The sequence below is a fragment of the Sulfuricurvum sp. RIFCSPLOWO2_12_FULL_43_24 genome (assembly GCF_001829605.1).
Classification (GTDB): Bacteria; Campylobacterota; Campylobacteria; order Campylobacterales; family Sulfurimonadaceae; genus Sulfuricurvum.
The window spans coordinates 1-21,406 of record NZ_MIBT01000007.1 but is presented as its reverse complement, the minus strand read 5'-3'; the positions used below and the strand labels follow the sequence as shown (position 1 = coordinate 21,406).

The 21,406-nt window shown below is 39.6% G+C and carries 26 protein-coding genes; 21 read left to right on the top strand and 5 right to left on the bottom strand.

The genetic code is table 11. The features are described 5' to 3' along the window. The first annotated feature begins 328 nt into the window (after window positions 1-328). Genes A3G19_RS00585 through A3G19_RS00575 form a run of 3 tightly spaced genes read left to right on the top strand, consistent with a single transcriptional unit; the run spans window position 329 to window position 1,268 of the window. Window positions 329-838: a hypothetical protein gene (locus A3G19_RS00585; RefSeq protein WP_294870049.1), complete on the top strand. Its 510-nt coding sequence runs from the start codon at window positions 329-331 to the stop codon at window positions 836-838. Next, window positions 813-1,049 (top strand): WGR domain-containing protein, encoded by a 237-nt coding sequence (locus A3G19_RS00580; RefSeq protein ID WP_294870047.1) that lies wholly within the window; start codon window positions 813-815, stop codon window positions 1,047-1,049. Before A3G19_RS00585 ends, A3G19_RS00580 begins: the two co-directional genes overlap by 26 nt. Before the next feature lie 27 nt (window positions 1,050-1,076). After that, the gene (locus A3G19_RS00575) at window positions 1,077-1,268 is read left to right on the top strand and encodes a hypothetical protein (protein WP_294870045.1); all 192 of its coding nucleotides are present in this window, start codon (window positions 1,077-1,079) and stop codon (window positions 1,266-1,268) included. 12 nt (window positions 1,269-1,280) lie between these two features. Here A3G19_RS00575 and A3G19_RS00570 read toward each other — a convergent pair whose 3' ends face one another. After that, window positions 1,281-1,544 carry a helix-turn-helix transcriptional regulator gene (locus A3G19_RS00570; protein WP_294870043.1) on the bottom strand — a complete coding sequence of 88 codons (264 nt, stop codon included), beginning with the start codon at window positions 1,542-1,544 and terminating at the stop codon, window positions 1,281-1,283. A gap of 157 nt (window positions 1,545-1,701) precedes the next feature. On the opposite strand from A3G19_RS00570, the gene A3G19_RS00565 reads away from it, so the two are divergent. The 14 genes from A3G19_RS00565 to A3G19_RS00500 all read left to right on the top strand — a co-directional run bounded on the left by A3G19_RS00565 (window position 1,702) and on the right by A3G19_RS00500 (window position 12,659). Beyond that, window positions 1,702-2,154 (top strand): hypothetical protein, encoded by a 453-nt coding sequence (locus A3G19_RS00565; protein ID WP_294870042.1) that lies wholly within the window; start codon window positions 1,702-1,704, stop codon window positions 2,152-2,154. Window positions 2,155-2,425: 271 nt separating this feature from the next. Beyond that, window positions 2,426-3,019 (top strand): hypothetical protein, encoded by a 594-nt coding sequence (locus A3G19_RS00560; RefSeq protein ID WP_294870040.1) that lies wholly within the window; start codon window positions 2,426-2,428, stop codon window positions 3,017-3,019. Window positions 3,020-3,360: 341 nt separating this feature from the next. Further along, window positions 3,361-3,639 carry an AlpA family phage regulatory protein gene (locus tag A3G19_RS00555; protein ID WP_294870038.1) on the top strand — a complete coding sequence of 93 codons (279 nt, stop codon included), beginning with the start codon at window positions 3,361-3,363 and terminating at the stop codon, window positions 3,637-3,639. A 111-nt stretch (window positions 3,640-3,750) separates the two neighbouring features. After that, a complete protein-coding gene (locus tag A3G19_RS00550; RefSeq protein ID WP_294870036.1) occupies window positions 3,751-4,755 on the top strand; it encodes a replication initiation protein in 1,005 nt (334 codons plus the stop codon). 194 nt (window positions 4,756-4,949) lie between these two features. Continuing rightward, window positions 4,950-5,165, top strand: coding sequence for a helix-turn-helix transcriptional regulator (locus A3G19_RS00545; RefSeq protein WP_294870034.1), 216 nt, complete (start codon window positions 4,950-4,952; stop codon window positions 5,163-5,165). A gap of 10 nt (window positions 5,166-5,175) precedes the next feature. Then, complete coding sequence (locus A3G19_RS00540) at window positions 5,176-5,514, top strand: HipA N-terminal domain-containing protein (protein ID WP_294870032.1); 339 nt, start codon at window positions 5,176-5,178, stop codon at window positions 5,512-5,514. Then, window positions 5,511-6,572, top strand: a complete 1,062-nt coding sequence (locus A3G19_RS00535) for a HipA domain-containing protein (RefSeq protein ID WP_294870030.1) — start codon at window positions 5,511-5,513, stop codon at window positions 6,570-6,572. The genes A3G19_RS00540 and A3G19_RS00535 overlap by 4 nt, the downstream gene beginning before the upstream one ends. Before the next feature lie 281 nt (window positions 6,573-6,853). After that, window positions 6,854-7,546: an HNH endonuclease gene (locus tag A3G19_RS00530; RefSeq protein ID WP_294870028.1), complete on the top strand. Its 693-nt coding sequence runs from the start codon at window positions 6,854-6,856 to the stop codon at window positions 7,544-7,546. 284 nt (window positions 7,547-7,830) lie between these two features. After that, window positions 7,831-8,823, top strand: coding sequence for a DUF262 domain-containing protein (locus A3G19_RS00525; RefSeq protein ID WP_294870026.1), 993 nt, complete (start codon window positions 7,831-7,833; stop codon window positions 8,821-8,823). Between the two features lie 2 nt (window positions 8,824-8,825). Further along, window positions 8,826-9,440, top strand: a complete 615-nt coding sequence (locus tag A3G19_RS00520; RefSeq protein ID WP_294870024.1) for a hypothetical protein — start codon at window positions 8,826-8,828, stop codon at window positions 9,438-9,440. 340 nt (window positions 9,441-9,780) lie between these two features. Further along, window positions 9,781-10,176 carry a helix-turn-helix domain-containing protein gene (locus tag A3G19_RS00515; RefSeq protein ID WP_294870022.1) on the top strand — a complete coding sequence of 132 codons (396 nt, stop codon included), beginning with the start codon at window positions 9,781-9,783 and terminating at the stop codon, window positions 10,174-10,176. Next, the gene (locus tag A3G19_RS00510; protein WP_294870020.1) at window positions 10,167-10,751 is read left to right on the top strand and encodes a mobile mystery protein B; all 585 of its coding nucleotides are present in this window, start codon (window positions 10,167-10,169) and stop codon (window positions 10,749-10,751) included. Before A3G19_RS00515 ends, A3G19_RS00510 begins: the two co-directional genes overlap by 10 nt. Window positions 10,752-11,037: 286 nt before the next feature. Beyond that, a complete protein-coding gene (locus tag A3G19_RS00505) occupies window positions 11,038-11,277 on the top strand; it encodes a hypothetical protein (RefSeq protein ID WP_294870018.1) in 240 nt (79 codons plus the stop codon). 134 nt (window positions 11,278-11,411) lie between these two features. Further along, window positions 11,412-12,659, top strand: coding sequence for an EAL domain-containing protein (locus tag A3G19_RS00500; protein ID WP_294870016.1), 1,248 nt, complete (start codon window positions 11,412-11,414; stop codon window positions 12,657-12,659). Window positions 12,660-12,694: 35 nt separating this feature from the next. Here A3G19_RS00500 and A3G19_RS00495 read toward each other — a convergent pair whose 3' ends face one another. Beyond that, window positions 12,695-14,200 carry a L,D-transpeptidase family protein gene (locus A3G19_RS00495; protein ID WP_294870014.1) on the bottom strand — a complete coding sequence of 502 codons (1,506 nt, stop codon included), beginning with the start codon at window positions 14,198-14,200 and terminating at the stop codon, window positions 12,695-12,697. 146 nt (window positions 14,201-14,346) lie between these two features. Here A3G19_RS00495 and A3G19_RS00490 point away from each other — a divergent pair, with 146 nt between their 5' ends. From A3G19_RS00490 to A3G19_RS00480, 3 genes are read left to right on the top strand one after another with little or no spacing between them, the layout of a single operon-like run. Further along, a complete protein-coding gene (locus A3G19_RS00490; protein ID WP_015654291.1) occupies window positions 14,347-14,937 on the top strand; it encodes a ParA family protein in 591 nt (196 codons plus the stop codon). A gap of 14 nt (window positions 14,938-14,951) precedes the next feature. Further along, window positions 14,952-15,203 (top strand): hypothetical protein, encoded by a 252-nt coding sequence (locus tag A3G19_RS00485; RefSeq protein WP_294870012.1) that lies wholly within the window; start codon window positions 14,952-14,954, stop codon window positions 15,201-15,203. Window positions 15,204-15,214: 11 nt separating this feature from the next. Further along, entirely contained in the window at window positions 15,215-16,009 is a 795-nt protein-coding gene (locus tag A3G19_RS00480) for a hypothetical protein (protein WP_294870011.1), read from the top strand. A gap of 14 nt (window positions 16,010-16,023) precedes the next feature. Here the strand turns inward: A3G19_RS00480 and A3G19_RS00475 are convergent, their stop codons facing one another. From A3G19_RS00475 to A3G19_RS00465, 3 genes are all read right to left on the bottom strand, one after another. After that, entirely contained in the window at window positions 16,024-17,121 is a 1,098-nt protein-coding gene (locus A3G19_RS00475; protein ID WP_294870086.1) for an HD-GYP domain-containing protein, read from the bottom strand. 122 nt (window positions 17,122-17,243) lie between these two features. After that, the gene (locus A3G19_RS00470; RefSeq protein ID WP_294870009.1) at window positions 17,244-17,804 is read right to left on the bottom strand and encodes an alkylphosphonate utilization protein; all 561 of its coding nucleotides are present in this window, start codon (window positions 17,802-17,804) and stop codon (window positions 17,244-17,246) included. A 39-nt stretch (window positions 17,805-17,843) separates the two neighbouring features. Continuing rightward, window positions 17,844-18,629, bottom strand: coding sequence for an MBL fold metallo-hydrolase (locus tag A3G19_RS00465; RefSeq protein WP_015654286.1), 786 nt, complete (start codon window positions 18,627-18,629; stop codon window positions 17,844-17,846). 161 nt (window positions 18,630-18,790) lie between these two features. Between A3G19_RS00465 and A3G19_RS00460 the strand changes: the two genes are divergently transcribed. Beyond that, window positions 18,791-21,406, top strand: a 2,616-nt coding sequence (locus A3G19_RS00460; RefSeq protein ID WP_294870007.1) for a transglutaminase family protein, incomplete at its 3' end; no start/stop codon positions are given.

The window sequence follows — 21,406 nt, the reverse complement described above, 5'->3', positions numbered from 1 at the left end:
TATAAAATTCTATCCTAATCACTTCAAATGTTTACTAAAATTATTTAAAAAGTCTTATTTGTGAACTAAAAGATACTTTAATTAATCAAATATGAACTTTTTAAAAATAATACATCAATATTTCCTATTCACTTTGCAATACGTCATAAATTTACATATAAGTAATAAATAGTGCTTTAATATAATCATATAGGTATATTCAGCCTTGACATTATTTATATATGAGTATATAATCTGTTTAATATATAGCTATATGTTTATTTTCTAATTTAAGAGGAGATGTGATGAGAAAAGTTTTTTACATCTATCTGGATCAAGGAGCGATTAAATGAAGCTTGAGATGTTTGCTTCCAATACCTTTGAAGTATGGACAATGTTTTTTTTCCTCCTTATCGGAGGAGGATTTATCCTCTTTAGTAAAAAAGGTGAGATGGTATTTGCAGGGCTGATTGCGCTTGGTGGTATCACCTCTATTGCTTTCAGCAACCATAGCCAATATTTAGAAGAGCAATTTACTTTGAAACGATTCAATGAGGGGAGCTCGCTGGTGTGTGGATTGTGGAGAGGAGAAAGTGTTAGAGTTAATCTATCAAACGGATGGAAAAAAGAGGAGGGAGTTGGGTTTATCAAAGGGGATATGATCATCAATGATATCAGCGTATGCAACGTGATTGGTGAACAAGCGCCTGAACCCTCAAGCGTACCGTATTGGATGGCACTTGTGAGTGTGATTGGAGTACTGTTGATGCTCCGCGCTGCGATTATGGGTAAATTGGAGAGGGTAGCGAAAGAAGAAGATCATGATGCAGACGATGATACGAACTGTGAACCATCGTGAACGATGGTACCGTCTCGAAGTCTCAGAAAACCTGTTCGGCGAATGGGTGTTAACCCGTAGTTTCGGATCGCTTTATCACTCTTCGCCGATAGGGGTGATGATGGAAACATTCCCGAACAAAGTATCGGCATATGCTGCGTATGAACGTCTAAACAACCAAAAAATGAAAAAAGGCTACATCTCAATATCCGACATAATGGATAAACTTTAGATGAAGTCACCCTAAAAGGGATATCGAATGCGTTTGTCTGAGGAAGAAATCGTTGTCATGGCGTCATCGATCGCTTCCATCTTTTATGTGATGGTCGGGGACTATCTAACGGGGCTTGGACTTTTATCGGTACCGATCCTCGCATTTTTGATTGTGAAATACAAAGAGAAACTCAGAGCAAATAAAAAGTTCATGGTGTTTTTAAAAAAAGTGTTTTAATTGGATTTTGAATCAGATACGCTGAGTCGTATTCAAAAGGGGCAATAAATCTGAGAGCTCTAGATTCCACTCTTTTGCAAGAAGGATCAGATGGGAGAGATTGTAGTTGGCATTGTTCTGTCGAAGTTCAATCCGTGCTATGAACGATGTGGAGTTATGCCCCAAAATATTGGCCATTTTTAGCTGACTGATATCGCGTTCTTTGCGGAGTTGCTTGATGTGTTCAGTAAGAGCGTTATAGTAGGCTATGACATCTGAATGTTCCTCTTTCGACACCGCAACCGCCTTTAATATAAGATGGTTGATTCTAGTTAAACAGTGGCGTCACAACCAATCACTAATAAGTGAGTAAAAAGGAAATGGCGGATAGAATAAAGTTCAATTACTTGAGACATACAAAGGATACGGATTATGAAAAAAGGAGTTTGCCTATATGAAAAGTGATGTGATTGTTATAGGAACTTTGGCCGTTTTCGCGTCCATTGTCATTTCTATTGTTATTTTTGAAACTATGCGAGAAAATTTAACACCATTCTTGACCATTTTACTGGCAACATTAGGTTCTGTGCCATTGGTATTTTTCATTAAAAAAGTTTTGGCAAGCAACGGTAGCGATCTCAATAAAGTATTAACGGCAGTTTCATTATTTGGAGCTTATTTTGCATTCTTTATGGCATTCATAGCCATCCCTATGTTTTTTGGATTGGTAGGATTTATCTTTTTTTCGATTGGGATATTTACAACCTCTAATTTGAATGTCGTATTCGATTCTATGGATGTTGATTATAGTGCACCGGAGAAACAAGATGATCAGAGAGATACTGAGTATAAATTTGATAACTATTTTGATGAAGTTCACAAAAGACAAGACTATGGCTTGGAATAAACCATAGGATGATTTTATATATCCCTTGACGACTGTATGGCTCCAAATGCCAAGCGAAACAGTTCTTTGAGACATGCTCGTCAAAAAAACATGTCATTTTCCGGATTATAAGATGGAAGGTATTTTTTACAAAATCGATACGAAGTAATTGTGTTAAAAATTTACTATACATACTTCGTATATATAATAAGCTCAAAATCGTTATGAAATATCGTTACAATTATGATTCAAGAATCGATATAAAATAGCGATACAAAAACAAAGGATCATGATGCACTTGCCGATTGACGATATGAGCAGTGAACACTTCTCAAAACTCTTCGAATTGTTTACGGAAGCGATGAAAAATAATCGTATGCCAATAGGATTTGGGACACCCGAAGACATAGAAGCGGGATTAGAACTATTGATTTTAATCAAACGGCGTAATAGTGTTATCATGGAAGCTTTGCACCAATCGGGTGCCCTCACGGAAAAGGAAACTTCCGATCGGCTATCCCCATATGAAAAGAGCATTCAGACTATTGTAAAAAACGATATGATCGAAAAGATCACGAATCCTGAAAAGAAAAAACAAAAGTGGATGAACAATAAGTTCCTGACATTCCTAAGTAATGTCTTGCCGGATGGAGACTATCCTTCTACAAAATCAGCCAAAGGTCTCTACGATAAACACAAAAACGTTTATGCCAATCGATTGGCTCGCATGAGACGAAGTCCAAAGGTTGCTGTACTGAGTGAAAAATACCCCGATATCGATGTTCAAAAAGCCCTGACAATTGGAATTCTCAGTGATAAACTGGATACTACGGTTGATGATCTTCATTTTTTAGACAGCCTTATAACGATCTTGTGTCGAAAATAGGCATTGACGTTAATTCCTCAATCATTGTAAAAACACTGCTTTAACACTTCATTACCACTCAAATAGTACTGTAAAAAAAAGTATGCACTGCATTTGCAGTGTTTTTGTAATTAGACTTCTTCTAGATCATTTTTGTTGTATCGCACAAAAGATTTAACACCCTTTTTATCTCTAAAAAACAATTTTTTAATTTTTTTTCGCATTTCTTTCAAAATTGTTGTCGACGAGGGTTATACATATCGTAGTGAATGCATTGATTTGTATTTTATAAAACAAGAGGAAGCTTAAATGATAAAAGATATTTGAAACAAAATTAATATCAAAGGTGCCATCTAAAGGCTATGAAATCGATTAGAAAAATTAAAAAAACAATGTTTTTAAAAGGAAGGTGCAATATGACTCCCCTAGATTTTGGAATAGATCCAAGACTAAGAATGAAAGATATCCTTAATCTTGTTAACTTCTCACAGGCTGAAGTTTATAGGAAAATTGAAGCAAATGTTTTTCCACGCGGTATACGTGAATCACATCGAATATCTATATATCGATTGAGTGAAGTTAAATTAGCAATAGAATCTGGATTTAAATATGATTTTTCTGAAATCAATGCAACACGTTAAGCTATGTTCCTCGAAAATAACATACATCACGCTATTGAATTGAAACGGGTCTTATCCCGATTTAAAAAAGTAAGAACTTACACAACTTATGGGCACATGAATATTCTGCCAATGGAATATGTTTGCAAAAAGCCACATAAGTACTCACAAATTCAGCTCAACACGGATACCCACTTTAACGCCATCATCATGGATGTCGATGATGAAGAGATGCTGACGGAGTGGAATGCGGTAGGGCTACCGGTTCCGACGATTCAAACGATCAATCTAAATAACAAAAAAGCCCATTTGGTTTGGTTGCTCAATGTCCCAATCTCCAAACGTAATAAAAAAGCAGTCCGTTATTATCGTGACATCGTAAAATCAATTCAGATACTTATTGGGGCTGATCGAAACTATCAAAACCATCAGACGAAGAACTTTCTCAATATTCATTTGTATCATACGGTGTATAACGACTATGCATATGATCTGAGCGAATTTCGGCAGTTCATACTATCAACAGTAGCGCAAGATATCACTGTAGAAGACACAGAACGCTCCAAGAGTCGCCATATCACTCTGTTTAACCAACTGCGTCATTACGGCTATAAGATAGCCAAGAATAGAGATTTCTATGATTTGTTGAAAGCTAAAGCAGAAATACTGAATCATCAGTTTGAAATACCGATCAATTACAAATCAATTCTCAAAAGCGTGTACGAATTTTGTCACGAAAATCGAAATAACTTCAAAGTAAAAGCAACTGTCAAAACGATGGGATTCTCTAAAATAGTTGGTTTGTCATTAGAAAAATATCAATGTGAAGTCTCTTCCCGTCAACGCAAAGCGGCTAAACGAACAACACAGCTCAAGGTCATTCAAACGATCCGATTCATCAAAGTAGCCATAGATCATCTCATCCGTAAAAAGTGCAAGATCACCAACACGGCTATCGCTCAATTTACAAAACGATCACTTTCAACCATCAAGCGTTACAGCGGACTGATCCGCAAATTTATCGCCAAAAAGAAAGGTCTCATTCGCTCTATAAGGGTAATAGCCTCTGGTGGTGAGGAACGAGCCACACACCTACCGCTAAGAGGCGCTCCCTTGATAGCTCTTTTTACAGGCTAAGTCTTTGCCCCTCGATTCAATCCCCATTTAGGGGATACAACCCAATAAATAACTTCTGGAAAGTTTATAAAGATTTAAGGAGTTTAGGTGTAATTTTTGTTTTAATTTACAATATATTAAAAGTATAACTACTTTATGGATCCAAAAATTACTAATTACTGCTATACTTTCAATATATTAACACTGGAGCCTCTATGGACGACATTCGATCAACCATTGGAAGAGCTATTGCATCCAGACGTACTGAAATCAATATGGAGCAAGAGCAGGTTTGTGATTATGCGCAGATTAGCAAAACAACCTTGTCTACGCTAGAAAATGCCAAAGGCAATATTTCTCTCCTCAATTTGGAAAAAATACTCGATGTGCTTGGATTAGAGATCGTAGTACGTGTTAAAGAAAAGGCATAGGGAAATATAGATGCAAAAAGGTGAAGTGTATCGCAATGAACGACTTGTCGGGATCGTATCGAAAGAAAATGGAGAATATCAGTTCATTTACGATCAGGGCTACTTAAATGACCCATTGGCACTCCCTATTTCGGTTGGGTTGCCTTTGCGAGAAGAGGAATATACTTCGCCCGTTCTTTTCCCATTCTTCGCGAACATGTTAGCAGAGGGAAGTGCTAAAACCATCCAATGCAGAGCACTTCGTATTGATGAAAACGATCTTTTTACACGGTTGCTGAAAACGACGGCGAGTAATACGATCGGATCGATCACCATCAAAGAACTCAGAGACAGTGAGGATAAATCATGAAATGTTTTGGATGCTTCAAGCCGATTGCTTCAGGTAAATATTGTCCGAAATGCAAAAAAGAGCTTTTCAATGGACGAACTATCAATCACCTAAAATTCGATATCAAAGAATTTTACGAGTACCGCCAATCCCAAGCAACACGTATCTCTATTTCCGGTGTTCAGGACAAAATTTCTCTACGGCTTGAGGGGAACGATCTCATACCGACAACGGATAAAGGGGAGTTTATCTTAAAGCCTGTTCCTGCAACGCAGTTAAAACATTCGGAAGATATTGTTGCCAATGAACACTTGAGTATGCAGCTTTCCAAACAAGTTTTTAAAATACCGACGGCGGCGAATGCGATTATCCATTTCAGTAATGGCGAAATGGCGTATCTCGTGAAACGGTTTGATTATGCCAAAGACGGAACCAAGCTCGATCAGGAAGATTTTGCATCGATCATCGGGATGAGTGAAGAGACGGATGGAGCGAACTATAAATACGATTCGAGTTATGAAGCGATTGCCCTGAGAGCAAAAGAGGTAATGGCGGCAAGTTCCAGTGCCATAGAAGACTTTTATCGTCGCGTCATTTTTAACTATCTCATCGGAAACGGTGACGCGCATCTGAAAAACTTTTCGCTTTATCGACCGGAAGGGCGACGAGATCTCGATTTCACCCCAAACTATGATCTCCTCTATACTAAATACCACATCAACGAAGAGTTCGGCGAGATGGGATTGGATCTATTCACTAATCATGAAACAAAGTCTTATGGGGCTTTAGGCTTTTATTCTTTGGAAGATTGTGAAGTATTTGGTCTCATGATCGGTATCCCTCCAAAACGTCTTATAAAAATTTACCAAGATATTTTTTCGAATGTGAAAACGGCAGAGCAAATGATCATGGAATCATTTATGAGCGAGCGTGGTAAAATTGCGTATATCACAAATTTTACGGAGAGAATTCAAAAAAGACTGTGCTACACTATGTCACAACATGGTTTTGAGTTTGACTCCGTAATTAAGCCATTGGCTCAAGCCTATTTGGAACAGGTAAAAACTATAGCACGTTAAAATAAGTACATTTTTAAGTACATTTATTTTTTAAACTCTGCACAGTTCTCCTAAAATATGCGTAAAGATCGGTTTGGTTTGGTGGTGGACGCCTCCACCAAATACTTCAAATTATTCTCCTTTCAAAAAAAAGAAAACTATCGCATTGCCCAATCAAGTATAAAGTGAAGACTGAATACCCTATTTTTCTGCAAATGGATATTAGATGACTTTATTCATTAAATAAATTCGATATCATTTTTTTCACATTCGGAAGATTTAACAGATAAGAAAGGAATAAAATGGCTAAAAATAAAGAAATAGATATTAAGGTCTCGTGCCCACAGTGCTATACGGAACATACGCTCAACCCTAAAACTGAGATTTATAAACCAGTTATATGCAAAAATGAAGAATGCAAGGTGTCCTTTTATCCAAAGTTAATAGAAGGATCTTTACTAAAAGAACATCAAGATATCAAAGACGACAATGATTTTGATATTTTACAAAAGACAGCACTAGAGAATAGTTTTAATCATGTTCGAGTTATCAAAGGTGGTAATCATAATTATGCTTCGCCAAAGTCAGAATTTGAAAATAATGACGTAAACATAACACAAAATATTCTCAAAAATGAACAGATCACTTACCCTGATGAAATCACTGAAAAAACTGTTTATATCGAGGGTTCTGTAAAACAAATTCTAGTAAACCGCTATGAACGAGATAAAGATGCAAGGAATAAATGTATTTCACATTATGGTCCAATATGCACTATATGTGATTTTGACTTTAATAAGCAATATGGTGATATAGGGGCTGGCTTTATTCATGTTCACCATCTGGTTAAGATATCAGATATCAAACAGGAGTATCAGATACATCCTATTAAGGATCTACGACCTGTATGTCCAAATTGTCATGCAATGATCCATAAGAAAGACCCTCACTATTCTATTGAAGAACTAAAAGAAATTATGCTTAATAAGAAATGAACACATACCCAAAATATGGGTCAGAGTGGAATAACCCCAAAATATCAGAAATTTTTTAATTTTCAAATTGTATATCGATGAGCTGTCCGAGATTGAATGAGATTATCAAGTGCCTATAAAGGCTAATTTAGGACTGTTTCAATCTCATTAGTCGTCAAAAAGTATTCTGCTCTGACACAGTTTGGGCACACATACTTTACTCTTTGCTACCCATGTATGTTAAAAAAAAACATTCTCCTTGTATAATTAGTCTAGTTTCATGAATTTCAAGTAAAAGAGCAAAAATGGATAGAGTAGATTATCAGTCATTGGTTATACAAGATTTAAACAATTTACATAAGGCTGATGAGTTAGACTTGTCTCCATGGTATCAAAGACGTTCAGTATGGGCACCTGCACAAAAGTCTTATCTCATCAATACAATCTTTGAACAAAAACCTATACCGGCGCTTTATATTCGTCATTCGCTAGATTTAGAAAAATCAAAAAGTGTTAAAGAAATAGTTGATGGTCAACAAAGAACAAGAACAATGCTAAGCTATTGTAATGATGAATTTTCTGCAAAGCATCCTGAACATTCAAATCAAAGTGTTAAATTTTCTCAACTTACAAAGGCTCAACAACAAAAATTTTTATTGACATCGATTCCTATCGGCTATTTACTTGGAGCTACTGATTCTGATGTCATTGATATTTTTGGCAGAATTAACTCTGTTAGTAAGTCACTTAATGGTCAAGAAAAAAGAAATGCGGCATATAGTGGTGAAATGAAGCAGTTGTGTCTTAGACAGGCTTCCTCACGTGTTTCTTTTTGGCGCAACTGTAATGTTTTTACAGCAAATGATATTGCAAGAATGGGTGAAGTTCAATTCGTTTCTGATCTTATTTATAGTTTAATTAATGGTCTTTCCTCCTATAGCACAGCGAATTTAGATAATATGTATAAAATGTATGATGAAAGTTTCCCTCAAATGGATGTGATTAATAATCAATTAGATTTCGTTTTCGATTTTGCTGCTTCTATAAATCCTAATAAAATTTCTGACACTGTTTTTAATAGACAACCAATATTTTTCTCTCTTCTTTATGTCATTCATACTAAACAACCATTAACTATAAAAAAAGTTGAGAAAGCCATAATCGAAATTGATGAAAGATTTAATTCTGATACGAATAAATCTCCTGAGGACATTGAATTTTACACTGCTTGTTCTGCTACAACACAAGGTATCGCATCACGTAGAATTCGGCATTCTTATATTCTCAGTTTTATGTAATTATGCCTATACCACAGTTATCAATAACATTACGCAATGCTAATTATATAATTGATAAATTAGAAACTTATCGTCAACAATCGCAAACACTTGAAGTAAAGTATCAATATTTTATTGCAGAAATGATCATGCTAAGGCTTTTTGCGGCGCTTGAAGATTCAATAGCTCAAATTGCTTTTAAATTAGCCGCCGGAGCTAGTTATACGAATGGTTTATCTCCAACTCTAACTACCAGAGCTAGTAATGTAACCGCAGCAAGAGCATTATTTTTACAACATGGAAGACCTAAACCTATTATAAATCTAAAATGGACACAAGCAAAACATATATCAGATAGTGTTAAATATGTCATTCCAACAACAGAAAAATTTATTGAAAATGTGCGGATACATGGAAGAATACTCAATGAAATGAGAATTATTCGTAATGTATTAGCACATAACTCTACGAGCGCAAAAATAGATTTTAAAGCAATGATACGGCAAATATATGGGGCGCAAGTACCTGTTACCACAGGTGCATTTCTCACATCTACACGACGTATATCAACTTCAAATTTAGAAAAATATCTTTTGTCTACAAAAATCATTTTAAATGATATGACAAAAGGTACATGAGAAAAGGGGACAGGCTATTTTAAATAAGGGGTCAGGTATTCAATCTTCATATAAAAGCTTGTATTGATCTAGAAAATAGCATAGTTTTTTCTAGAAATAATTTTTAGAATAACTTACGAAAAACATCGTAAACAGGGAAGTTTTTTACCGCTTGGTATTTAATGGGGTTGAGAGAGACTTGACTTTCAGCTGCAAGCAGTACCAGACAATGTGCGTCCGTTAGAAAGCCTAAGTAATGGAATGATAGAATAAAAAAAGTTAAATAGTAATAATAAATTTTCCATTTACTTGACAAATAGTATCATTTGTGATACATTTAGTTAAATTAAAAGTATCAAATATGATACTAAAAGAAGCCAATATGTTTAAATCATTGATCCTATCCGAACTCAAAAAACAAAAAGAGGCTCTATCTATTCCTTATGAGGCTATTGCTTCACGCTCAGGATTAGGGATTGCTACCGTAAAGCGTGCGTTTTCGGGACATGGTATATCACTTGATACGCTCGACAAAATAGCGATAGCTTTGGGATGTGAGATTGCAATAAAACCGAAACAATCGGCGAAAGCACTCTATCAAGCACAAATAGAAAAAAAAGCGCAGGAGATCGTGAACCGTGTCGTCCAAACGTCTGCATTGGAAAATCAATCGCCGCGAAGCGAAGCACAAACGAAGATGCTCTCCCAAGCTAAAGCGATGATTTCTAAAATGCCAAAATCGCAGATATGGGCATGATTACGTTTGATAAAGAGGGGGAAACTCCCCTTGATGATATATCAGGACTGAAGCTCAAAAAGATCACCACTCGTGCTGAACTGGATGATGCCGAAGCGCAAAATATTCTCAAAGCTTATGTGAAATACACGCTCAACCCGTCGGCTCTCAAAAAAGTAACGTTTGATTTGAGCTTTTTCCGTAAACTCCATAAAGAGATGTTCGGTGATGTTTGGAGTTGGGCGGGAGAATTTCGTACCACACAAACCTCTATTGGTGTCGAAGCCAATATGATTCATCAACGTTTGTATCAGCTCCAAGATGATCTCAAATATTGGGAAAGCGAATGGGACTATCGTGATACGGCGGTACGTCTTCATCATACATTGGTAAAAATTCATCCCTTTTCAAATGGAAACGGTCGATGGGCGCGACTAGCTACTGATCTATGGCTTTTAAGGATAGGGCATCAAGCTCTTTCATGGGGCGGGAACATTACCGAAGTGAGTGATGCGCGATCAGAGTATATCGCTTCATTAAAAGAAGCGGATCAAGGCAACTATGAACCGCTTAAAAGTTTTATGTTTAGTATTTAATTCTCATAAATATATATCTATGAGAATAGTATTAATGTAGTTTATTTTTTATAATACATTATTAATAGCCTTATTGAGCCTTTGTTAAATAGAGGACGCCTCCACCAAACCTTTTAAATCCCTTTCCACAATAAGACAAATTCATATCTCTTCATAATCCCAAAGTAATTATTTTTACGTATCATTTTCACACCTTGATATTCAGCGGTTAATAACTTTTTTGAATATATTGACACATTAGTTCAAAGGTGATAGAATGATGCAAGTTCATAGTAAAGGTTCTAAAATGTTAAACAATAACAATGAATGGATAGAAGAAGAAGGTACTCTTAAACGACTAAGACAGCTTACGTCTCAGCATTGGGTAGTTGCATATCGTGCCAGAATGAGTAATTATGAAATATTGATATGCCAAGAGATCAGTGCTTTGGGGAAAGTTCCTCTGATGGATGTTCTCGAGAAGATGGCTGATTTCAAACAAACAAGCGAACATATACTGTACAAAAAAGATTTTATGTTTGTTTGATTCTTTTAACTTTTTTTTCTTCTCCTCTTTTTCCCACATTAAATAAACCAAGATATACCTTCAAGAGCGCATTTCAAAAAAAGTGAGTTACAATAATGATAAAAGAATATATTTGATCGTCTAAAAGGGTTGGAATGAATAGCTCTATTTATCTCGCACGTCAACCTATATTTAATGAGCGGGGCAATATTTTCGCGTACGAATTACTGTATCGGAATACCGAAAGCAATAGTGCTGACGTTGATGATAATTTACATGCTACTTCAAGAGTATTGGTTAATACGCTCAACTATATCGGGCCGAGTACGTTGACGTACGGGCTTAAAGCTTTTGTCAAAGTAGATGAAGTTTTTTTGATGGATGATATCGTTTATACTATCTCTCCCAGTTATTTTATTTTAGAAATCCTCGAATCAACTAGTATAACTTTATCTTTACTTGACCGAATATATCTCCTTCATAAGAAAGGCTATCGTTTTGCTCTGAACCATTGCAGTGCTGAAAAAGATTTTATCCGTCATTTTCACGCTGTATTGGACGTAATTGATTATGTGAAAATTGATATTAATAACTCTCTTGATCTTACTGAAATCCTCTTTTTCCTGAAAAATTATGATTGTAAAATCATTGCCGAGAAAATAGAAGATGAAACAAGTTTTACATTGGCTAAGTCTTGCGGATTTCATTATTTTCAGGGTTACTATTTTTGTGTACCGGATTTGCTGTCTAACGTTAATTTTGATCCGGATAAGAAGTTATTGCATGAGCTGATGTATTTGTTAAAAACACAGGCTCCATTGGATGAACTAGTCATAAAATTTTATAAATCCCCTTATTTGTCCATCAATCTTTTAAAATTTGTTAAACGGAACAAGGCTTTGGAACATGAGAGTGTTTCGTCTATCGAGCAGGCGTTACTTCTGATCGGTCGTGAGCGTTTGAACTCTTGGCTAGAACTTATGTACTATGCTAATGAAAAAATTGACGTAAAAGAAGATGGCAATGAGACATTACAGATAAATCTGCAAGTGTTGCAAAGAGCGTATTTAATGAAGGAATTAGCCTATAGCATAAAGAAAAGTACCAATTTTGCTAATATGGCTTACATGATAGGAATACTTTCTGTGAGTGAAATCATGTTTAAAGAAAGTTATAACAAGCTCATGGAACAGATTACCATTGACAAGGAAATAGCGAATGCACTTTTAGATCACAAAGGGGTACTGGGACGGATTCTGGAACTTGCTATCGCTATTGAAAAAAATGATCTTCTTTTGATCAGTTCCAATATCGTGGAACTTAATTTATCGGAACGGGAACTCAACACATCTCTCTTAAACAGTTACCAAAGAAGTGCGGCTGAATTGCATATGAAGGTGTAAACTCACATTAAACTATGGATGATAATAAGTCAACTTCATTTTATTTTCACCCCTTTTTTCTCTAGTATCGCCCAGTGCGCTTCATCATAACCGTAAATATCATCATAAATGGTGACCGTATTGCTATTTTCCGCGCTGATCGTCATATAGCGTAAAAAGATCGGGAGCTTTTTTTGAAGAGCGACAGAGGTATCGGGTTCTTCTCGCGTATCGGGGAGTTTATCATCGGGATTTCCCCATCGGTCCATGAGATAATCGTACAGCTTTTGAGGAGCGCTGAGGCGGATGCATCCTGAGCTGAGGGCGCGGCCGGATTTTTTAAAGAGTGCAGGGGTATTGGTGCCGTGGAGATAGACGAAATGGGAGTTGGGGAACAAAAATTTCACTTTTCCCAGCGGGTTGGTCTCTCCCGCATCGGTTTTAAAGGTATAGGGGATTTGCTTTTTTCCGCTGTATTGGCTCCAATCGATTTGGGTTGGATCGATTTCGTAGAGTTCGCCTCTGACGTGTTCGTAGACCCGTATGTCGTGACTTAGGAGAAAAGCGGAGATATTTTTGCTCTCTAAGATGTCTTTGCGGACGATGGTTTTCGGTGCTGTCCATGAGGGGTTGAGGATGGCATGAGAGATGGTGCTGTACAAGATCGGAGTAGGACGTGCGCCTCTTCCGACGATGGTTTTCATCCGTAAGGTTTCATATCCGTGATCGAGTACTCTGAGGGTATAGGAGGGGATATTCACATCGATATAACTGCCGTTTTTTTCGATTCCTCGCGGTAGCCATCGGAACCGGTCGAGATTGATCAGCAGTTTTTGGATGATCTTTTGAGAGGTGGAACCATTTGTTTTTCCTGATCCCTTTTGATGCCCCGTCTCTTTGGCTTCGGCAGTGCGATAGATGTGTAGGGCATCTCGAAGAGCGTAGTACTCCTCGTAATCAGGCAAGAGCGATGAGAGCGAGCGGGAAATGCGGTGGAGTTTCAAATATTCTGCAAGGTATTCAGGATAGGAGATCGGCTCGATTTGCGGGCGGTCCCATTCAAACTTTTCATTTCGGGCTCTTTTGGTTTCACGAAGCTCATCGTATTTGCTCACCCCTTCATTGAGATCTTTTGCCAGTGTAATATAGGCATCGCTCAGGAGAATATCGAGCCAGAATAGGGGGCTCGAAATCGCGTCGGATGCGTCGTATTCTCCCTTTTTGAGTTGCTCAATCGATTCGGATATTTCATCTCGGTGATAACGATTCGGATTTAGCCCTTCGTGATAGGAGTTATCGATAGCGTTCAGCAGTTCGGCAGCATCCGGTGTCAGCGTGCCGTTTTGATCCAACCATGCGATCGATTCGGATACTTTGCATCTTTGATTGTAAAACCGAGCTGTTTCGATCGGGTAGCTCAGGTGGTCAAATCGGGGAGACTTTTTTAACTGGATTAACTGCGCGCAAAAAGGAGGCTGTGTATCATCACTCCATGCGCTAAGACTCCACAAGATAGTAGTGATCAGGAAAATTTTCGCTAAAGAGAAGATGTTTTTTTCCATATAGGTAATTTCAGACGGTTTAGTGGGGATACTATAGCATAAAAAGCGCCATTAAAATAGTAGATAAATACAGTTCAAAACTTGACTTTATCTATTTATTACAGGTAAAATACTGTAATTTACAGTTTTTAAATATAGGAAAATAGATGAATATAACGATTGTCAATTTTAAAGGGGGAGTGGGTAAATCGATGATCGCCCACCAGCTTATCTCAGGATTCGGCTTTCACGGGTGTGAGATCGATCCTTACGGTTCACTCTCGGATCGGTTGCCGGAGAGGGTTGAGCGTGTTGATATTCAGCAAAAATCGATTCAACAGCCGGACAAAGAGACGATTTTTGATTTCGGAGGGTTTGATGATATCAAACTCGATCAGGCGATCAGCTATTCGGATCTGATCATTATCCCGTTTATCCCGACACTGGAGACGATACAGGGGACGGTGGATACGCTTGTACGAGTCTCATCAGCAAATAAACCGATTTTGATGGTGCCGAATATGAGTCAAAAAGAGAACGATATCAATGATGCAAAATTTGTATTTGAAGAGACGTTGGGGTTTGAGATCGAAATGTTTCCGATTCCGATGAGTGTAGCATTGCAAACGGCGATCAATGAAAACCGCTCGATCATCGATCTTTCACAGCAGGGGGGAATCAAAGCCTATGCGTATAAAAAAAGTTCCAATCTAATCCGAGATCTGCATGAAAAAATTCGAGAATACGAAAACGTATAAAAAGGGGAGCGATAATGGAAAACGTGAAAGAAAACAAGTTTGCCTCACGGGTGACACAGCGGGAACTCTCAACCCATAAAGAGATCCAAATGGCGAAACATCCCGGTGGGCGTCCGAAGAAAACTGCGGAGGTCAAGCAAAGTGAGAAAGTCTTTTTGACACTGACTAAAAGTGAAAAAGAGAAAATTGATACCTATGTAGGCAAAACAGGTGAATCGATTGCCGGAGCAATCCGCAGAGCACTTAAAGAGATGGGGATGATATGATAGGAAAAAATATGGAACGTTTGATTGTTTTAGCGATGGCATTGGTTATGTTCGGAGGGTGTGTTCCACAGCCTGAAGTTACACCGCAAAAAGCGTGCATGAGTGCTTCACAGCTTAACGCATACGGATATGACCACCTCGAAAAGGTGGCAAAACTCTTACGTGAAGACAAAAAGAACATCGAATCGTTCGAAGGATTTATCGGTACGATGAAAGGGACCGTCGATAACTATGCGGATATGATCAAATCGAGCGTCTATATCAGTAATGTGGTCCGCTTTTTACCGATTCCCTACGCCGGAGAGGTTTCCAATACGACAAAACTAATCTCTAAAACGGTGTTAAATCTCGGCGGTGCAGCAAGTACACTGAATAAGTACAAAAATAGCACGGAGTATTTTCTCTCCAATTTCGATAAGCTGAACCGTTCACAAGCAAGCGCCGCTGAGATATCCAAGCTAGCGGTATATGCGGATACCAAACTCCTGAATGATGCGAAAAACCTCGAAAATTCGCTGAAAGAGATCTCGGCATCGACAGAGATGATGGCGGCAACGACACAGAGTATTGCCGATGCTCTTGATGCGACGGGAAATTATATGAATCAGGCGAAAAGTTTTGCAGGGTTATCACCCACTAGCGGGGATGATAAGTCTACGGTGATACAAAATCGAAATACGATTAATGCCCGTATGACACAGCTTAATCAAAAAATCGTTTCGTTGGAAAAGAGCGGACAATCACATCGTTATAACATTGCTAAAGCACGGATTTATGCAGAGTTGGCAGTACAGTTGGAACAGTAAATAAATCTTCTGAATTAAAGAGGATAGGTGTCGGGAAGAAATACTTTTCTGATTTCATACACTTCTTCTTTACGCTCAAGAAGGGCTTGTATGCAGTCAGGATCAAAAAGGACTCCGGACTTAGAGTGTAAATAATCAAAGGTCTCTTCAATACTTCGTCCCTTATGGTAGGGACGAGGATTGCTCATCGCGTCAAATACATCTGCGACCGCCACGATACGGCTCTCAATCGGAATTTCTAAACCTTTCAGGTTGTAGGGGTAGCCGGTTCCGTTTAGGCGCTCATGGTGATAGCCTGTAATGTTGCGTAGCATCTGTGTATGATCATAATCACTTAAATCGAAACTGGAGAGGAGTATGTCGATAATTTCTACCCCTTTGAGTACATGTGTTTGCATGATTGAATATTCATCAGCGTCAAGCCGTCCCGGTTTGAGCAAGATATGATCGGGGATTCCCACTTTTCCGATATCGTGAAGGGGTGCATAGAGTAAAATATAGTTGATGAATTCCTCACTGAGATTATGGGTTTTAGCCAAATACTCTGCGATCATACGGGAATAATGGGCAACTCTCGCAATATGATTGGCCGTTTCTTCATCTTTAAATCGGGTCATTTTCTGGGTCATAACAACGGCGGCCTGAAGCATTTTAAGCGGTAAAATACTCGACATGATCATAGAGCCGATCAGCCGGGTATAAACGGTGAGATGATCGCGTATCGGTTTGGTGAAAAATTCTCTTTCACTTGCATCAAAAAAAATAAAGCCTAATAATTGGCCGTTTTGCTGAGACATCGGAACGGTAAAACAGGAACGAAAATAGGTATTAATAATATGATCGGATGGATCATCGATATCGCTAAAAAGAGATAGCCCATCGATGATTTCCGGAGTTTTATTTTTTGCGATGGATTCAACGGCAGGTAAAAGGGAAAGCGGACGTTTATATTGTACAAGGGTTGAACCCGTTCCAGCGGGATTGGTAAACAGATGCAATTCATCCGTTTCAGCTTCGTAAAACCCGATAGCGATGTGTTTGAGATGAGGCCATTCCAGTCTTAACTGTTCATGAACATTGACAACTTGCTGACTAATATTTTTATAGTCCATGATAGCCACTCTCTCATTATATTTATGAATAATATATCGGGGAATGCATGGTTTGTCAAGGGGATTGAAAAGTTAGAGCTTTAGCCCCCTAAGGGGGTTAAAGCGATGAAGTTTAAAAAATATTAATTGGACTTTTTCATAAATGCGGCAACGAGAACGATCGTGCTGCCGTTGATTTTTCCCTCGATGTAGCGTGCATCATCGGTAAGACGGATATTCTTTACGATGGTTCCCCGTTTTGCGGTGAATCCTGCCCCTTTGACTTCGAGGTCTTTGATGAGCGTTACGGTATCACCTTCGGCGAGGATCGTTCCGTTGCTGTCGCGTTGTATGACCGGCCCGCCTTCATCATTGGAAGCGGTATTCAACATTCCCGCTTGCGCCCATGCTTTGACATCGTCTTCGAGATACATCATGTCGAGCTGGTCTTGATCGCCCAAAGCGCTGAGAAGACGATACGCCATTACCTGTACGGCCGGAACTTGACTCCACATACTGTCAGAGAGACAGCGCCAGTGATCGCTGTCGAGGTTTTGAGGATTCTCGATTTGGCTTTTACAGGTTTCGCAGAGGTGGATTGATTGATCCACTGTTCCATCGCTCGGTGCAACCTCAAAAGAACTTAATCCCTCACTCGCACCGCATAATTCGCAAATATTTCCGCTTCGTTCTTCAATACTCATAATAACACCTTACATAATTAATAAGCGCATTATAGCGTATTAGGGGTGAGTGTAATTTATGAGGTCCCCATCAATGAGAACTTTCCCACCGTTTCGGAGAAGTTGCAGAGCGTTTAACTCTTCTATGATTGTTCCCATAAACAAGGCTTTGAGGTGCATAACATAGAGGGAAAAATTATCCCTTTTGCATTTTTTTATTTCGTCTGCAAGAAGTGCCGGAGTAAGGTGTTTACTGTCATGTGCCAGTTTGGCAAAGCTGGAAGGAAAGGATACTTCTGTGATGAGGGTATGAATGTTGGGACGCTCTTCGAGAAGTTCCCAGATTCGATCGCATTGATAGGTATCGGCAGTAAATAAAAGAGCGGAGCTGTTTTTTTCGATAATGTAACCACAGCTCCCTTCGGTATGGTTAGTTTTAAAAGGGGTGAGGATGACATCATCGATGGGATAAGGGTGTTCGAGATCAAGTTCGATGAGTTCTATGGTTTTATCGGTATGTCCGATGAGGGTAATTTCTTCGAAATTGGGCCAAACACGGTGATTGAAAATAAATTGGCGCAGATCATCGAGCGTTGCTTTGAGTCCATAAATTTTGAGAGAGATACTTTTCTGGGTGACAAAAAGATCGGCGAGAAAAGGGATATCGATAATATGATCAAGATGCGAATGGGTGAGAAAAATATGCTCTATCGTAAAGATATTATCGCCAAACGTATTAATGATGTTTCCGGCATCAATGACACAATGTTCGCTGACGCGTAAACATGTCGTTCCCTGTGTGGGGGTTCGGGTGCCGCCGGTTCCTAAAAATTCGATGCTTTCCATATCTTCACCCTTGCGCTATGAACGTAAATTATAATACAAATCGTGTGAATTTACGTTTTAAAAATAGGTGATCGTTTTATAGGCAGCTAATGTTCGATAAATTGGAGCAAGTTGTGTTATCCTTGCTGAAGATATAACATACGTATGCGCAAAGGAATCCGATGTCGCTCAAAGTTGTCCTCTCCCATAAAACTCATTATGCCTTTGATAAACCGATCAATCTTTCTCCTCATGTGATCCGTCTCCGTCCCGCTCCCCACAGCCGTACTCCTATTGAAGCCTATTCGCTTAATATCAAACCGGATGATCATTTTATCAACTGGCAGCAAGACCCGTTCGGGAACTATCTCGCACGGATTGTTTTTCCCGAAAAAACGACTGAACTTTCCATTGATGTTGAGGTATTGGCGGAACTCGTGAGTATCAACCCGTTTGATTTTTTTGTCGAAGAGTATGCGACCAATTTTCCGTTCAAATATAAAAAGGAGCTCAAAAAAGAGCTGGCTCCCTATCTGAAAGTTACCGAAAGAGGAAAACGTCTCAGCGAGTTTGTTCACTCTATCGATTTGACTCCGCGTTCCATTAATGATTTTTTAGTAGAGTTAAACAGTAAGATTCATCAGTATCTAAACTATACCCTTAGAATGGAGCCTGGAGTTCAAACGTGTGCTGTGACACTCAAAGGTAAAACAGGTTCGTGCCGCGATTTCGCATGGCTTTTTGTGCAGGTGCTTCGTCATTTGGGTCTTGCGGCCCGCTTTGTTTCCGGGTATCTCGTTCAGCTTTCCGCCGATGTCGCCTCATTGGACGGTCCGAGCGGTCCGGTGGAAGATTTTACCGATCTGCATGCGTGGACGGAAGTTTATATCCCGGGTGCGGGGTGGATCGGTTTGGATGCGACGAGCGGTCTTTTTGCGGCAGAGGGGCATATTCCGCTGGCGTGTACCCCAAATCCTGAGAGTGCCGCTCCGGTCGAGGGGGCGATGGACAAATGTGAGGTGGAATTTACTTATTCCAACACCGTCACGAGAGTCTTTGAATCTCCCCGCGTAACGAAGCCATATCGTAGCGAGCAGTGGGAAGCAATCGATCAACTGGGGTATCAAGTCGATAAAGAGTTGCTGGAGAATGATGTTCGCCTTACGATGGGGGGAGAACCGACATTCGTCTCTATCGATGATATGGAATCATCCGAATGGAATACCGAAGCGGACGGTCCTCATAAACGGGAGTTGGCCAATGTCCTCTCCCGCAGATTGCTCAAAAATTTCGGCAAAGGGGGATTGCTCCACCACGCTCAGGGGAAATGGTATCCGGGTGAGCCGTTGCCTCGTTGGATGTCTACGATTATTTGGCGTAAAGACGGTCAAGCGATTTGGAACAACCCTGATCTATTGGCGAGTTTGGATCAAACCTTCGATTACGCTCCTGAAGATGCGCGGAAATTTTTAGCCAAACTTTGTCTGAATCTGGGGATCAGCGATAAAAATATCCATGATGCCTATAACGATCCCCTTGTTGCACTTCTCCAAGAATCATTGTTGCCGATCGATATCGATCCGATGAAAGTGACGTTAAAAGATTCATTGGAACGCCGTGCCTTGGCAGAGAGCCTCTCAAGCGGGATTGATAAACCGGCAGGATTTGTATTGCCTCTGAATTGGGGAACAACACGCTGGGTAACGTGCCGATGGGAATTCCGACGCTCACAGCTTTTTCTTGCACCGGGTACTTCGCCTGTCGGGCTTCGTCTTCCTCTCGATTCATTGACCCATAAACCGCATATAGAGCTGGAAGAAAGTTTTGAACCTGATCTCTTTGGGGCTTTCCCTTCGTTAGGTGAATATCACAGTGCGGTAAAAGCACGTGCGGAGAAAGTGAAGAAAACGACTAAAAAAACTGCCGATTACGAGGTCTTTGTCCGTACGGCACTCAGTATTGAGATACGCGAGCAAAAACTTTTTATTTTCCTCCCTCCGATTACCAATACCGAAGCCTTTTTGGATCTGATCGCTTCGATTGAGGAGACGGCGGAAGCACTGAAAATGGCGGTGATGATCGAGGGGTATGAACCACCGAACGATCTGCGGATCGAGAAGATGCGTGTCACTCCCGATCCGGGGGTTATCGAGGTCAATATCCATCCGACGTCGAGTTGGGGCGAACTCACCGGAGTGATTGATACACTCTATGAAGAGGCGCATCAATCACGCTTGGGAACATTGAAGTTTATGCAAGACGGTAAACAGATGGGAACGGGGGGCGGAAATCACGTCACGATCGGTGGTATCAGCCCGAGTGACAGCCCGTTGCTCCGTAATCCTGATCTTTTACGCTCCCTCATTACGTTTTGGCAGCACCATCCGAGTTTGTCGTATCTTTTCTCAGGTCAGTTTATTGGTCCCACCTCTCAGGCACCGCGTGTCGATGAGGGGCGGTTGGAAAATCTTTACGAACTTGAGATTGCGTTTAATCAAATCCCTGAGGGTGGTGAAGTACCGTTTTGGCTTACCGATCGACTCTTCCGTCATATGCTCACCGATTTGACCGGAAATACCCATCGAAGCGAGTTTTGTATCGATAAACTCTATTCACCTGATTCTTCGACGGGGCGGTTGGGGATTTTGGAACTTCGCGGATTTGAGATGCCGCCGCACGCGCAGATGTCGCTGATGCAGATGTTACTGGTCCGTACACTCGTTTCACTCTTTTGGAAAAAACCGTACAAACACAAGTTGGTACGCTGGGGGACACAGCTGCACGATAAATTTTTGATC